The following is a 14,354-nucleotide window of genomic DNA, read 5'->3' as shown; positions in this document are numbered from 1 at the left end:
CTTTGTTGAGCACGCTTGCCACTGCCGGCTAAGCCAGCAATAAGATCAGGTAATTCGTTGTGAGCACTTGCCGCGAGCAGTAGACAGTGTCGATAAGGAGGTGATCCAGCCCCAGGTTCCCCTAGGGCTACCTTGTTACGACTTCACCCCAGTCATGAACCACACCGTGGTGATCGCCCTCCCGAAGGTTAGGCTAACCACTTCTGGTGCAGTCCACTCCCATGGTGTGACGGGCGGTGTGTACAAGGCCCGGGAACGTATTCACCGTGGCATTCTGATCCACGATTACTAGCGATTCCGACTTCATGGAGTCGAGTTGCAGACTCCAATCCGGACTGAGGCAAGCTTTATGGGATTGGCTCCACTTCGCAGTATTGCAACCCTTTGTACTTGCCATTGTAGCACGTGTGTAGCCCTACCCGTAAGGGCCATGATGACTTGACGTCGTCCCCACCTTCCTCCGGTTTGTCACCGGCAGTCTCCTTAGAGTTCCCGACATTACTCGCTGGCAAATAAGGATAGGGGTTGCGCTCGTTACGGGACTTAACCCAACATTTCACAACACGAGCTGACGACAGCCATGCAGCACCTGTCTCAGAGTTCCCGAAGGCACCAATCCATCTCTGGAAAGTCCTCTGGATGTCAAGGGTAGGTAAGGTTCTTCGCGTTGCATCGAATTAAACCACATGCTCCACCGCTTGTGCGGGCCCCCGTCAATTCATTTGAGTTTTAACCTTGCGGCCGTACTCCCCAGGCGGTCAACTTATTGCGTTAGCTGCGCCACTAAGTCCTCAAGGGACCCAACGGCTAGTTGACATCGTTTACGGCGTGGACTACCAGGGTATCTAATCCTGTTTGCTACCCACGCTTTCGCACCTCAGTGTCAGTGTCAGTCCAGAAGGCCGCCTTCGCCACTGGTATTCCTCCCGATCTCTACGCATTTCACCGCTACACCGGGAATTCTACCTTCCTCTCCTGCACTCTAGCCAAGCAGTTCCAGATGCCGTTCCCAGGTTGAGCCCGGGGCTTTCACACCTGGCTGACTTAGCCACCTACGCGCGCTTTACGCCCAGTAATTCCGATTAACGCTTGCACCCTCCGTATTACCGCGGCTGCTGGCACGGAGTTAGCCGGTGCTTCTTCTGCGAGTGATGTCTTTCCTCGGGAGTATTAGTCCCAAGGCGTTCTTCCTCGCTGAAAGTGCTTTACAACCCGAAGGCCTTCTTCACACACGCGGCATGGCTGGATCAGGCTTTCGCCCATTGTCCAATATTCCCCACTGCTGCCTCCCGTAGGAGTCTGGGCCGTGTCTCAGTCCCAGTGTGGCTGATCATCCTCTCAGACCAGCTACGGATCGTCGCCTTGGTGAGCCATTACCTCACCAACAAGCTAATCCGACATGGGCTCATCCGATAGCGCAAGGTCCGAAGATCCCCTGCTTTCTCCCGTAGGACGTATGCGGTATTAGCCTGAGTTTCCCCAGGTTGTCCCCCACTATCGGGCAGATTCCCATGCATTACTCACCCGTCCGCCGCTCGACGCCTCCTAGCAAGCTAGGATCGTTTCCGCTCGACTTGCATGTGTTAAGCCTGCCGCCAGCGTTCAATCTGAGCCATGATCAAACTCTTCAGTTGAAAGCTTGATAGTCTGTTAAGCAGACCAAACTTGGTTCAGAGTCAAACTTCTCGTGAGAGGCTTGCTCCGATATTTGGTGACCTTGTCACCACTCATCGGCAAGCGCTCACACGAATTACCTGATCAAATTTTTAAAGAGCGTCGCTGTTAAGCGAGGAGGCATATTCTACTTGGAACGCTTGAGAAGTCAAGCACTTGATGATGAGTCAGTCGACTGCCTCTAAGCATCATCAAGCGGTGAGGAGCGTTGCTCGATCACCTGTTCCGTAAGGAGTGCGACGTATTCTAGCGAATCGCCCGGGATTGTCAATCGATGAATTCGAAGCGGGCTTCAAAAACATCAAGCAAAACAATCACCTGCAAACTTCTTTCACCGCTGGTAACGCCATGCGTCCCCGGCAGCGGATGCGTACTTTACGCACGAACCTCCGTGAGGGCAAGGGCTTTCTTGAGAGAATCTCGCCGCGATGATGTCAGGCGCTCACAACGCGTTCGGCCCCACCATGTCTGGTGGGGCCGAACGGGAGGCGACATACGCCAGCGTCTTCTCAATACCTGTCAGTACCTCAGCGCGTCACGGTCACTCGTGCGTAACGCTTCTTGCCGGCCTGGATGACGATGGCAGTATCGAAAGGTGCCATATAGGAAGGCTCGACCACTTCGCCATCCACTTTCACGCGACCATTCTTGAGCATGTCCTTGGCCTGGGCACTATTGTTGGCCAGGCCCGCGCGATTGATGACCGCCGCGATCGGCGCCACCTCGGCGCCTTCCAGGCTGACAGTGACATCCGGCATGTCCGCCGGCAACTCGCCGTCGGCCAGCTGATTGCCGCTGGAAAGGTGCGCCGTCGCCGCCGCTTCTTCATCGTGGAAGCGTGCCACCAGCTCGCGCGCCAGCTCCATCTTGATATCACGCGGGTTGGCACCGTCGTCGATGCTGGCCATCAGCGCCTTCACTTCATCGAGGGGACGCAGCGACAACAGCTCGAAGTAACGCCACATCAGCGAATCCGGCATGGAGACGATCTTGTTGAACATCTCGCCCGGGCGGTCGTTGATACCGATGTAGTTGCCCAGCGACTTGGACATCTTCTGCACGCCATCCAGGCCCTCGAGGATCGGCATGGTGATCACGACCTGCGGCTCCTGGCCACGCTGGCGCTGCAGCTCACGCCCCATCAGCAGATTGAACTTCTGATCGGTGCCGCCAAGCTCGATGTCCGCTTCCAGTGCCACGGAGTCATACCCCTGGATCAGCGGGTAGAGGAACTCATGGATGGAGATCGGCTGATTGCCGGTATAGCGCTTGTCGAAATCGTCACGCTCGAGCATGCGCGCGACCGTGCTGGAGGCCGCCAGCTCGATCATGTCACCCGCGGAGAGCTTGTTGATCCATTCGGAGTTGAAGGCGATGCGCGTCTTATCCTTGTCGAGGATCTTGAAGACCTGCTCCTGATACGTCAGGGCGTTGGCCTTCACGTCCTCTTCGGTCAGCGGCTTGCGCGTCACGCTCTTGCCAGTGGGGTCGCCGATGCGGCCGGTGAAATCACCGATCAGGAAGATGATCTCGTGACCGAGGTCCTGCAGCTGGCGCAGCTTGTTGATCAGCACCGTATGACCGAGGTGCAGGTCCGGCGCCGTCGGATCAAAGCCTGCCTTGACCTTGAGCATGCGCCCGGACTCGAGCTTCTTGATCAGCTCTTCCTCGACCAGCACCTCATCGGTACCGCGCTTGATGATCTCCAGCGCTTCCACTACTGACTTGTCGCTCATCCTGCCCTCTCTGACCGTTGCTGCTCCCCTCGTAACGGGGCATGTTGGCCGAGAATGTTAGCATGACGAGCATGGCATGCACCCCCTGCCGCAGAGCGGCGTGCTCACAAGCTTCACCCCCCTGTTGCACGCCCCCAATGATCGGGAGACCCCCAATGGCGCTCTACCTTGGCTTGATGACCGGCACCAGCCTGGACGGACTCGATATCGCCTTGCTCGATATCGCCCCCTCCTCGCCAGACCACGAACGGATTCGCTTCATTGATGGGCTCGACCTGCCGCTGCCCGAAACACTGCGGACTCGGCTCTGGCAGCTGATGCATTGTGATGAGGCATGCTTCGCCGATCTCGCCGCCGCCGAGAAGGCGTTGGCCGAACTGGCCGCCAGCGCAGTGACGCGCTTGCTGACCCGCCAGCAGCTGAGTGCAGATGATGTCGCAGCCATTGGCAGCCATGGCCAGACCATCGAGCATCGCCCCTACGGCTTCAGCGATCAGCCATGCCACACGCCCTACACCCTGCAGCTCGACAACCCCAGCCTGCTGGCCGAGCTGTGCGGCATTCCCGTCGTCGCTGACTTCCGGCGCCGTGACCTGGCCACCGGCGGTCAGGCGGCCCCGCTGGCGCCCGCCTTCCACGCTGCTCTTTTCAGTCAGCCAGACCAATGGCATGGGCTACTCAACCTGGGCGGCATCGCCAATCTGACGTTGCTCCCCCCTCAGGACTCCATGGCTGACGTCATCGGCTTCGATACCGGCCCCGCCAACTGCCTGCTGGACGCCTGGCATGCGCGCCATCGTGGCACCGCAGTGGATCAGGACGGTCAGTGGGCCGCCAGCGGCAAGGTGATTCCTGACTTGCTCGAGAGATTGCTGTCGGCCGATTACTTCCGCCGCCCCCTTCCCAAGAGCACTGGCCGCGAAGACTTCCATCTCGACTGGTTGGCACAGCACCTGACCGGCGACGAGTCACCGGCCGACGTGCAGGCCACGCTCCTGAGTCTGACCGTCGAGAGCATCGTGCGGGCACTGGAGCAGACCGGCGTGTCACTGGCTGCGCTGACTCCCTGCGGTGGTGGGGCACGCAATGGCGCCCTGCTCACGCAGCTGGAGCAGCGCCTGGCGCAAGGCGAGCAAGCGACGCCCCTCGTGCCCTGCGCTGACATGGGCTGGAACGCAGACCTGCTCGAAGCCAGCGCCTTTGCCTGGCTCGCGGCGCGCAGAGTACTGGAGCGCCCCGGCAACCTGCCCAGCGTGACCGGCGCGAGCGGCCCGAGAGTGCTGGGCGGCCTCTACGCTCGCTGATCCTCAACGGATACGAAAAAGCCGCCCTCTTCATCACAAGAAGGGCGGCTCTTGGTTGGCCAATCTCTACGCCAACATCACCGGCAGCTGACATCACCGACACGCCTCAGTCGTCATCCCCTTGCAGCGAGAAGCGACTGGCGGCATTCAGGACATCCAGCTGGGCCTCCTGGGCGCTGTCGGAATCACCGAACTTGATCATCAGGCGCAGGTCATTGGCGGAATCGGCATGCGCCAAAGCCACCTCCTCGGTGATCAAGCCCTGCTGATGCAAGGCGTACAGCGATTGATCGAAGGTCATCATGCCCTGCTGCTGCGAGCGTTTCATGACGTCCTTGATCTCGACCACCGCGCCCTTGCGGATCAGGTCGACGATCAGCGGCGAACGCAGCATCACCTCAATGGCCGGCACGCGCTGGGTGGTGTTGCCACTCTTGTGAGGCAACAGCTGCTGGGCCACGATGCCCTTGAGGTTCAGCGACAGATCCATCCACACCTGTTCATGACGTTCCTCCGGGAAGAAGTGGATGATGCGGTCCAGCGCCTGGTTGGCATTGTTGGCATGCAACGTCGCAAGACACAGGTGACCGGTCTCGGCGAAGGTCAGCGCGTGCTCCATGGTCTCACGCGAGCGGATCTCGCCGATCATGATCACGTCCGGCGCCTGACGCAGCGTATTGCGCAGTGCCACCTCGAAGGACTCGGTATCGATCCCCACTTCACGCTGCGTCACGATGGAGCGCTGGTGGGGGTGGATATACTCGATCGGGTCTTCGATGCAGATGATGTGCCCGCTCGAGGTCTGGTTGCGGTGCTGGATCATCGCCGCCAGCGAGGTCGACTTGCCGGCGCCGGTGCCTCCGACGAAGATCACCAGACCACGCTTGGTCTCGGAAAGCCCCTTGATGATCTCCGGCAGCCGCAACTCTTCCAGGCTGGGAATCGACAGCTGGATGCGGCGAATCACCATGCCCATCTGGCTACGCTGGTAGAAGGCGCTGATCCTGAAGCGCCCGACTCCCGGCAAGCTATGCGCGAAGTTGGCCTCGCGCTCTTCCTCGAAGCGCTCGCGCTGCATGTCACTCATCGGTGCGAGCACCAGCTCTCTCACCTGATCGACACTCAGCTTCTTGTCACCCAGCGCCACCATGCGGCCATTGACCTTCATCTGCGGCGGTGTGCCGGTGGAGATGAACAGGTCCGAGCTGCCCTTGCTGACCATCAACTGCAGAAGTTCATGCAGCCATTCATGAGGAGTCATGAGTTGTATCCCGATATGCGCCTTGAGAGTCGCGCCCAAGGCCTCGCGCTGAAATGCCGTCCCATGAACCTGAAAAGTTGACGTGTTCCGGCCCCTGCCCCACCTACCTGCAACGTGATTGTCGGCCCTCCTGGCGAATTCAGCTCAACAAGCCCTTGGCTTTCGCCTGAGCATCTTCATTGGTCACCAGCCCTTCCGCCAACAGACGCGTCAGCGCTGCATCCAGTGTCTGCATGCCCAGGGCGCCACCGGTCTGGATGGAGGAATACATCTGCGCCACCTTGTCCTCGCGGATCAGGTTACGGATGGCAGGCGTCGCGATCATGATCTCGTGAGCCGCCACCCGGCCACCGCCGATCTTCTTGAGCAGTGTCTGGGCGATGACGCCCTGCAGGGACTCGGACAGCATCGAGCGCACCATCGACTTCTCCTCGCCGGGGAAGACGTCAATGATACGGTCGACGGTCTTGGTCGCGGAGGTGGTGTGCAGAGTGCCGAACACCAGGTGGCCCGTCTCGGCCGCGGTCAGCGCCAGACGGATGGTCTCGAGATCTCGCAGCTCGCCGACCAGAATGACATCCGGGTCTTCACGCAGCGCCGAACGCAGCGCGGGCGCGAAGCCGTGGGTATCACGGTGCACTTCACGCTGATTGACCAGACACCGCTTGGACTGGTGCACGAATTCCACCGGGTCCTCGATGGTGAGGATGTGGTCGTACTTGTTCTCATTGATGTAATCGACCATCGCCGCCAGCGTGGTGGATTTACCGGAGCCGGTCGGCCCGGTGACAAGAATCAGGCCGCGCGGCAGCATGCACATCTTGCGGAAGGCTTCACCGAGCCCCAGATCCTCCATCGTCAGCACTTCCGAGGGGATGGTACGGAAGACGGCCCCCGCGCCACGCCCCTGATGGAAGGCGTTGACACGAAAGCGCGAGACGCCCGGCACCTCGAAGGAGAAATCGGTCTCGAGGAATTCCTCGAAGTCACGGCGCTGCTTGTCGTTCATGATCTCGTAGATCAGCGCGCGCACCTGCTTGTCATCCATTGACGGCACATTGATGCGCCGCACATCACCGTCGACACGAATCATCGGTGGCAAACCAGCGGACAGGTGAAGATCCGACGCGTTCTGTTTTGCCGAAAAAGCCAGCAGTTCGGTAATATCCATGCAGTTCCCTCGCGAAGACCGAAGCTCTTGTACCAACGAGTCTTGTGTACTCTGGTGAAAGTGTGAAGTGGCTCTTCAGTAGATAGTGCGATGGGCACCATGTCACCAGGCCTGTCACGCTCATGCTATTGATGACACGCCTGATACCGTGCCAGCCATCGCCAGGTTGTTCCGCAAATTCTGGAGCCGAGCCGCATGACCGCAGTCCCCGACGACGAAGCTTGTGTTACCCAGTGTATCCTAGAGGCCCGCGCGCGGCTGGAAAAGGCATTGCAGACAAGTAAACGCAACGCTGATTCGGCGCAAGTGCTGGCCGTCAGCAAGACCAAACCCGCCACGCTGGTGCGCGCAGCCTGGCAATCCGGCCAGCGGGCCTTCGGCGAGAACTACCTGCAGGAAGCGCTGGACAAGCAGCAGGCGCTGTCGGACCTCACCGATATCGAATGGCATTTCATCGGCCCCATCCAGTCCAACAAGACGCGCGCCATTGCCGAGCACTTCACCTGGGTGCATACCGTGGAACGCGAGAAGATCGCACGCCGCCTGAGCGAGCAGCGCCCCCGTGAGCTTGGCGCGCTCGATGTCTGCCTGCAGGTCAATATCTCAGGCGAAGCCTCCAAGGCTGGCGTGGCACCGCAGGAACTGCTGGCGCTGGCCGAGACGGTGATCGCGCTGCCCGGGCTACGCCTGCGCGGCCTGATGGCGATTCCGGCCCCCTGCGCCGCCGATGCCAGTGAGACCGAGCGCCGTGCGCCCTTCCGCCAGCTGCGCGAGCTGCTGGAGCAACTGCAGACGCGCTTCCCCGCCGCCAGCTACCCGCAGGCCCGGCTCGATACGCTCTCGATGGGCATGAGCGCGGACCTTGAGGCCGCCGTCGCCGAAGGTGCGACACTGGTACGCCTCGGCACTGCCATCTTCGGCGCACGTGACTATTCCCACGTCCACTGAATCCAACGCTCGCTGATGCAAGCCCAACGCTCACGCAAGGCTCTCGAGCTTGCCGCCAGCCCTCCCACTGAATGATCAGGAGCACCGCATGACGCACCAGAGCACCGCTACACCGCGCACCATCGCCTTCATCGGCGCCGGCAACATGGCCAGCGCCATCTTCGGCGGCATGGTCGATGCCGGCTATCCCGCGGACCGCATCATCGCCACGGCTCGCTCACGCGAGACACTCGATGCCCTCGAGCAGCGCTACGGCGTGAGCACGACCCAGGACAACGCCTACGCCGTCTCGCAAGCCGATGTGGTGGTGCTGGGCGTCAAGCCGCAGATGATGCATGACGTCTGCCAGGCGCTGACCCCTGCGGTGCAGAACCGCAAGCCGCTGATCGTCTCGGTCGCGGCCGGCATCACCTGCGACAGCCTCGAGCGCTGGCTGGGCGGCGACCTCGCCATCATCCGCTGCATGCCCAACACACCGTCGCTGGTCGGTGTCGGTGCCAGCGGCCTCTATGCCACCGCCCAGGTGACGGAGGAGCAACGCGGCTTGATGGATGAGATGCTGACTGCGGTCGGTATCGTCGAGTGGGTCGAGGAAGAAGGCCTGCTGGAAGCCGTCACCGGCATTTCCGGTTCCGGCCCGGCCTACTTCTTCCTGTTCATCGAGTCACTCGAAGCGGCAGGCATCGAGCTGGGACTGAACGCCGAGACCGCGCGCCGCCTGGCGATCCAGACCGCCCGCGGTGCCGCCGAGATGGCCTTCTCCAGCGAGCATGAGCCTGCCGAGCTGCGCCGCCGCGTGTGCTCGCCGAATGGCACCACGGAGCGCGCCATCAACAGCTTCGAGGAGGATGGCCTGCGCGAGATCGTCGAGCGCGCCGCCAAGGCCTCCAGCGTGCGCGCCGCCGAGCTTGCCCGCGAGCTGGATCGCTGACAGCCTCTGCTCCACTGACAACTCCTGCAGGCCGCTGGCAGCCCGGGTCACAACAGGCCATCATGCGCTGTTCATCTGTTGTTGGCATGCTAGCGGCATGACGCGTGCACTATCGCGCGCCCACTTCTCACCGTCTTAAGGAAAGCCCCATGGGTGCTATGGGTAATATCGGACTTCAGCTGGTCACCATCCTGCTGCAACTGTTTGTCTACATCCTGATGCTGCGCTTCCTGCTGCAGCTGTCCCGCGCGGACTTCTACAACCCGGTCACCCAGTCAGTGGTCAAGGCGACCAACCCGCTGGTAGCCCCGTTGCAGGGCATCCTGCGCCCGCTGGGACGCTTCGACATCGCCACCCTGGCCGCGGCCTTCATCGTCGTCAGCCTGGTGCTGGTCGCGATCGGCGCCCTGTTCGGCGGCGGCATGCTGCCGGTCGGCTTCATCGCGCTGACGGCACTGGGCACCATTCTCGACAGCATCATCAACATCTACTTCTTCGCCCTGATCGCGATGATCATCCTGTCGTGGGTCGCACCGCAGGCCAACCACCCGGGCGCCATCCTGGTCCACCAGCTGGTCGATCCGATCATGAAGCCGGTGCGCAAGGTGATTCCGTCGATCGGCATGCTCGATCTGTCCCCGATCTTCGTGTTCATCGCGCTCAATCTGGTCGGCAGCCTGATCAACCAGACCCTGCCGTCACTGGGCATGCTGCGCAGCGCCTTCAGTTAAGCCGGCGCTCCGCCAGCAAGGATGGCTCGCACGCGGCCAGCGCGCTGGCCGACGAGATCAGCGCCCGCCACGGACTCCCGTGGCGGGCGCTCTTGCATCGCGCGTCACTGGATCACGCGTGCGCACGCTGTGCTAGAGTGAGCCCTCGGCCGAAGCCAGAACCACGGTGCACGAGACGCCCACAAGGCGCATCACCGCGGCTTCGCGCCCCGGACACGGGCCTTGCCCCGAACACTCTGCTGGACATGATGCTGGAAACCTTCACCACGATGCCTGATTCCCTGCCCCCGGATTCGGTCGGTCTCGTCACGCCTCAGACTGCCCACTTCAATACCCCGCTGGAGCTGGCCTGCGGCAGACGCCTCGAGCAGTACTCGCTGGTCTACGAGACCTACGGCGAGCTGAACGCGGACGCCAGCAACGCCATCCTGATCTGTCATGCCCTCACCGGCCACCATCATGCGGCCGGCTATCACGCCATGAGCGACCGCAAGCCTGGCTGGTGGGACGACTACATCGGCCCCGGCAAGCCCATTGATACCTCGCGCTTCTTCGTCATCGCGCTGAACAACATCGGCGGCTGCCACGGCAGTACCGGCCCGACCTCGATCAACCCGGAGACGGGCGAGCAATGGGGGCCTGACTTCCCATTGGTGACCGTGCCGGACTGGGTCGAGAGCCAGAAACGCCTCGCCGAGTCTCTCGGCATTACCCGCTTCGCGGCGGTGGTCGGCGGCTCGCTGGGTGGCATGCAGGCGCTGCAGTGGGTGATGGACCACCCTGATCGCGTCGGTCATGTCGCCATCATCGCCTGCACGCCGAAACTCTCGGCGCAGAACATCGCCTTCAATGAAGTCGCGCGTCAGGCGATTCGCTCTGACCCGGAATTCCATGACGGCTGGTACTCGCGTGTCGATGCCGTTCCCAAACGCGGCCTCAAGCTGGCACGCATGGTCGGTCACATCACCTATCTTTCCGAGCACTCGATGGGCACCAAGTTCGGGCGCGACCTGCGTCAGGACCGCCTCAACTTCGGTTACGACGTCGACTTCCAGGTCGAGAGCTATCTGCGCCACCAGGGCGACACCTTCTCCACCGCCTTCGATGCCAATACCTACCTGCTGATGACCAAGGCGCTCGACTACTTCGATCCTGCCGCCACGGCAGGCGATGACCTGTCCGCGGCCATGGCGCCGATCAGCTGCCCGGTACTGGTAGTCAGCTTCACCACCGACTGGCGCTTCGCGCCGTCACGCTCTCGCGAGCTGGTCAATGCCATGATCCATGCCGGCAAGTCGGTCAGCTACGCCAACATCGACTCGCCGCACGGCCATGATGCCTTCCTGCTGCCGGGCGAACGCTACGAGACGGTGCTGGGCAACTTCCTGACTCGCGCTTACGACCACGCCTGTGGCGCGCCAGCCACGCAAAAGCCGAGCACCAAGGAGACCAGCCATGCGTAACGACCTCGCCCAGATTCATGACTGGATTCCCGAAGGCGCGCGCGTACTGGACCTCGCCTGCGGTGACGGCACCCTGCTGGCCTCCCTCAAGGAGACCAAGCAGGTCTTCGGCTATGGCCTGGAGATCGACCCCGACAACATCAGCGCCTGTGTCGCCCGTGGCGTGAACGTCATCGAGCAGAATGTCGATGATGGCCTGGCCAACTTCGCCGATGACACCTTCGATCGCGTGGTGATGTCCCAGGCATTGCAGGTACTGCGTCGCCCGGACCGTGCGCTGGAGGAGATGATGCGCGTCTCGCGTGAGGCCATCATCACCTTCCCCAACTTCGCCTACTGGCGTCACCGCCTGCACCTAGGCATGAAGGGCCGCATGCCGGTCTCCAAGTCGCTGCCTCACGCCTGGTACGACACGCCGAACATCCACCTGTCGACCTTCGCGGACTTCGAGCGCCTGTGTCGCGCCCAGGGCCTCAAGATCATCGACCGCGCGGTCGGCAATGGCGATCACGAGCCACACCCGGCGGCGACCTGGTGGCCGAACCTGTTCGGGGAAGTGGCCATCTTCCGCGTCTGCCGCGACAACTGCCCGCCCGACCAGCGCTGAGTTCAGGCGCCCTACAGCAGTCGCCACAGACCAAGCGCCAGGCGCCTCAAAGAAACGGCCGACAGGACACTCCTGTCGGCCGTTTCGCGTCATGACGCCACCGGTTCTTCCGCACCGCGATAGCGCTGCACTATCCGGGCCATGCACAGACAGTCGCAACTAAAGTCTATATACTTTCGGGGTAAACGCAGCTGAGGATCACGGCACGCACTTCCGGTGAGGTGCGCCGGCATCCCGAGGAGAGAGTGCATGAACTTCCATACCCGCAAGTGGGTCAAGCCTGAAGATCTCAACCCCAACGGCACCCTGTTCGGTGGACGCCTGCTGGCCTGGATCGATGAAGAAGCGGCCATCTACGCCATCGTCCAACTGGGCACCTCGCGCGTGGTCACCAAGTTCATGTCGGAGATCAATTTCGTCTCCAGCGCGCGTCAGGGCGACATCATCGAACTGGGCATCACCGCCAGCGCCTTCGGTCGCACCTCGATCTCGCTATGCGTCGAGATCCGCAACAAGATCACCCGCGAGCGCATCCTGACCATCGACCGCATCGTGCTGGTCAGCGTCGATGCCGACTTCAAGCCGGTGCCCCACGGCCGCACGCGCATCACCTATATCGAAGACCGCTTCCGTGAGCAGGCCGGCAGCAACGATAGCCATAACGACAGTCACAACGACGAGACGCCGCAGAAGGCACCGCGTCGGCGTGCCGATAGCGCGCCGGATCTCAAGAACGCCTGATCGCGTCTCTGTTCAGGTCGCGCCACGCAGGTCGCACCAACGAAAAAGGCACCTCCGAGAGGTGCCTTTTTTCATGCCGGCAATTCAGGCCGCTGTTGTGTTGCTGACTTCCAGCCGCTGCCTGGCCGCTAGCTGACGGTCGTCTGCATCGTCTCACGCAGGCCTTCACAGGCATCCGCGACCGGCGCCGTCGCCGGCGTGAACCACACCAGGTCATAGGCCGGCGCCGCACCGGCGCTTTCCGGCAGATAATCGGTGAGATGCGTCAGTGGCTGGCCCGCGTCATCCCAGGCCACCGGCATCAGCGCCACGGACAGCGTGCTGCCGTCCAGCCAGCGCGGCACGCCGATATCGCGACGAGCATGACCGGAGCCACACACCAGCAGGCTGGTGGCGCCATCGGCCGCCAGGCCCTCCAGGCGTTCTGCCATCTGCTGATCCCGCGCCAGCTGCGCACGCAGCATCGCATCCAGGCGCTCTGCGCCCAGCAGGCCGCAATGGCCTTCATCCAGTGCCTCACGCTGCAGACGCAGCACCGCTTCCGGCAGCGCCAGCGGCGACTGTCCAGGTGCCATGCTGGCCTCCAGCTGTGCCGCCGACAGGCTGGCAGAGGCGAGCGGCGCGCCACTGTCCAGCGCTCCGCGCAGCAGAGGGGCGTAGTCGGTGAAGGGCCAGCGCGCATTCCAGGCCAGCAACTGCTGAAGCTCGTCATCCGGCAATCCGGCGACCGCAAGCGACGTACGATTGGCCAGCGACAAGGCGGCATCCTGGGTCGTGTCCAGCATCTCCAGCGCCACACCGCCCAGCTGACGCCGCGCGACCAGCGCATCGATCAACCAGCGTTCCAGCTGGTGATGGTCCGGATTGTCGTGATGCTCGCCCAGCAGCACCATCGAGTGCGCCTGACTCCAATCGACCAGCGCCGCTGGGGACAGACGACGATTGCCCTCCGCGACCAGAATGCTGCCCAGCAACGGGTGGGACGCCTTGGGGTCATGCCAGGCCGGCAGCGGTGGCAACGGCCCGTTGGCCGGCTGAGCGGCCTGTGCGAGCGGACTGGTCAGTGCCGTGCCCAGCACGGAAAGCCCGCCCGCCGAGGCGACCATGCCGGCCAGCAACTGGCGACGGCTCACCCCGGCCGTGCGCTCAGGCGTCTCGGATTCGTTGCTGGAGCGGAAGCTGGAAGTGATCGAGCGGCGAAATAGCGACATGAAGATGACCCGGCATGGAAGGAAGCGGCAAGACACGGTAAAAGACCACAAGAGAGCGTGCCAACGCTGCCATGATACCCGATGCGAGCCCCCTCATGTCCGAAAGGCCACCAACACTACCGCAAGGGCCCTCATCCAGGCTGTGCTTGAGACTGCCGCTGCCATCACTGCCCGTCGGCCGCAGCATGACACTGACACTCGATGATGGCCGTCCGGCCTTGCTGGTGATGCAATCCGACGGCCCGCGCGCCTTCCTCGACCGCTGCCCGCACCAGGGCAGCCGAATGCTGACCGAAGACGAGACTGGCGATCCCTACATGGACGCGACCGGCGGCTTGATCCTCTGCCACCGCCATCAGGCCTGTTTCGAACCGCATCACGGCACCTGCATCAGCGGGCCCTGCGTCGGCCAACGCTTGACCGCGCTGGACGTTGAGCTGGTACACAACGACGCCTCGCCAGCACAGCTGCTGCTATGGGAGGCCGCAGGCAGCGGTGGAGAACTGAGGGAGAAATGATAGAGAGATGATAGAGAGATGATGGAGAGATTATAGAGAGAGACGAGCGCTGACTGGC

12 protein-coding genes and 1 rRNA gene are annotated in these 14,354 nt (G+C 62.3%); 8 read left to right on the top strand and 5 right to left on the bottom strand.

Annotated elements, in window-relative coordinates:
• Window positions 1-93 precede the first annotated feature (93 nt).
• A 16S ribosomal RNA gene (locus H2O77_RS00895) occupies window positions 94-1,634 on the bottom strand.
• Between the two features lie 567 nt (window positions 1,635-2,201).
• Window positions 2,202-3,410, bottom strand: a complete 1,209-nt coding sequence (gene tyrS / locus H2O77_RS00890; protein ID WP_215823715.1) for a tyrosine--tRNA ligase — start codon at window positions 3,408-3,410, stop codon at window positions 2,202-2,204.
• Between the two features lie 155 nt (window positions 3,411-3,565).
• Between tyrS and H2O77_RS00885 the strand changes: the two genes are divergently transcribed.
• The gene (locus H2O77_RS00885) at window positions 3,566-4,714 is read left to right on the top strand and encodes an anhydro-N-acetylmuramic acid kinase (protein ID WP_215823714.1); all 1,149 of its coding nucleotides are present in this window, start codon (window positions 3,566-3,568) and stop codon (window positions 4,712-4,714) included.
• A gap of 106 nt (window positions 4,715-4,820) precedes the next feature.
• Here the strand turns inward: H2O77_RS00885 and H2O77_RS00880 are convergent, their stop codons facing one another.
• Window positions 4,821-5,975 (bottom strand): PilT/PilU family type 4a pilus ATPase, encoded by a 1,155-nt coding sequence (locus H2O77_RS00880; RefSeq protein ID WP_043333447.1) that lies wholly within the window; start codon window positions 5,973-5,975, stop codon window positions 4,821-4,823.
• A gap of 139 nt (window positions 5,976-6,114) precedes the next feature.
• Window positions 6,115-7,146 carry a type IV pilus twitching motility protein PilT gene (locus H2O77_RS00875; protein WP_043333445.1) on the bottom strand — a complete coding sequence of 344 codons (1,032 nt, stop codon included), beginning with the start codon at window positions 7,144-7,146 and terminating at the stop codon, window positions 6,115-6,117.
• A gap of 195 nt (window positions 7,147-7,341) precedes the next feature.
• Between H2O77_RS00875 and H2O77_RS00870 the strand changes: the two genes are divergently transcribed.
• The 6 genes from H2O77_RS00870 to H2O77_RS00845 all read left to right on the top strand — a co-directional run bounded on the left by H2O77_RS00870 (window position 7,342) and on the right by H2O77_RS00845 (window position 12,567).
• Window positions 7,342-8,094: a YggS family pyridoxal phosphate-dependent enzyme gene (locus H2O77_RS00870; protein ID WP_215823713.1), complete on the top strand. Its 753-nt coding sequence runs from the start codon at window positions 7,342-7,344 to the stop codon at window positions 8,092-8,094.
• An 88-nt stretch (window positions 8,095-8,182) separates the two neighbouring features.
• Window positions 8,183-9,025 carry a pyrroline-5-carboxylate reductase gene (gene proC, locus H2O77_RS00865; protein ID WP_215823712.1) on the top strand — a complete coding sequence of 281 codons (843 nt, stop codon included), beginning with the start codon at window positions 8,183-8,185 and terminating at the stop codon, window positions 9,023-9,025.
• Between the two features lie 149 nt (window positions 9,026-9,174).
• Window positions 9,175-9,756, top strand: a complete 582-nt coding sequence (locus H2O77_RS00860; protein ID WP_043333437.1) for a YggT family protein — start codon at window positions 9,175-9,177, stop codon at window positions 9,754-9,756.
• 269 nt (window positions 9,757-10,025) lie between these two features.
• A complete protein-coding gene (locus tag H2O77_RS00855; RefSeq protein ID WP_213114187.1) occupies window positions 10,026-11,219 on the top strand; it encodes a homoserine O-acetyltransferase in 1,194 nt (397 codons plus the stop codon).
• On the top strand, window positions 11,212-11,826 hold the full coding sequence (gene metW, locus H2O77_RS00850; RefSeq protein ID WP_153635072.1) for a methionine biosynthesis protein MetW: 615 nt from the start codon (window positions 11,212-11,214) through the stop codon (window positions 11,824-11,826). The genes H2O77_RS00855 and metW overlap by 8 nt, the downstream gene beginning before the upstream one ends.
• Before the next feature lie 249 nt (window positions 11,827-12,075).
• Window positions 12,076-12,567 (top strand): hotdog domain-containing protein, encoded by a 492-nt coding sequence (locus H2O77_RS00845; protein WP_215823711.1) that lies wholly within the window; start codon window positions 12,076-12,078, stop codon window positions 12,565-12,567.
• A gap of 128 nt (window positions 12,568-12,695) precedes the next feature.
• On the opposite strand, the gene H2O77_RS00840 is transcribed toward H2O77_RS00845, so the two are convergent.
• Complete coding sequence (locus H2O77_RS00840) at window positions 12,696-13,778, bottom strand: ChaN family lipoprotein (RefSeq protein ID WP_215823710.1); 1,083 nt, start codon at window positions 13,776-13,778, stop codon at window positions 12,696-12,698.
• Between the two features lie 185 nt (window positions 13,779-13,963).
• On the opposite strand from H2O77_RS00840, the gene H2O77_RS00835 reads away from it, so the two are divergent.
• Window positions 13,964-14,296 carry a Rieske 2Fe-2S domain-containing protein gene (locus H2O77_RS00835; protein WP_215823709.1) on the top strand — a complete coding sequence of 111 codons (333 nt, stop codon included), beginning with the start codon at window positions 13,964-13,966 and terminating at the stop codon, window positions 14,294-14,296.
• Window positions 14,297-14,354: the final 58 nt, after the last annotated feature.

Source organism: Cobetia sp. 4B (assembly GCF_018831605.1).
In the GTDB taxonomy this organism is placed as follows: Bacteria; Pseudomonadota; Gammaproteobacteria; order Pseudomonadales; family Halomonadaceae; genus Cobetia; species Cobetia amphilecti.
The sequence above is the reverse complement of the archived record's forward strand: the minus strand, read 5'-3'. Positions and strand labels throughout refer to the sequence as shown.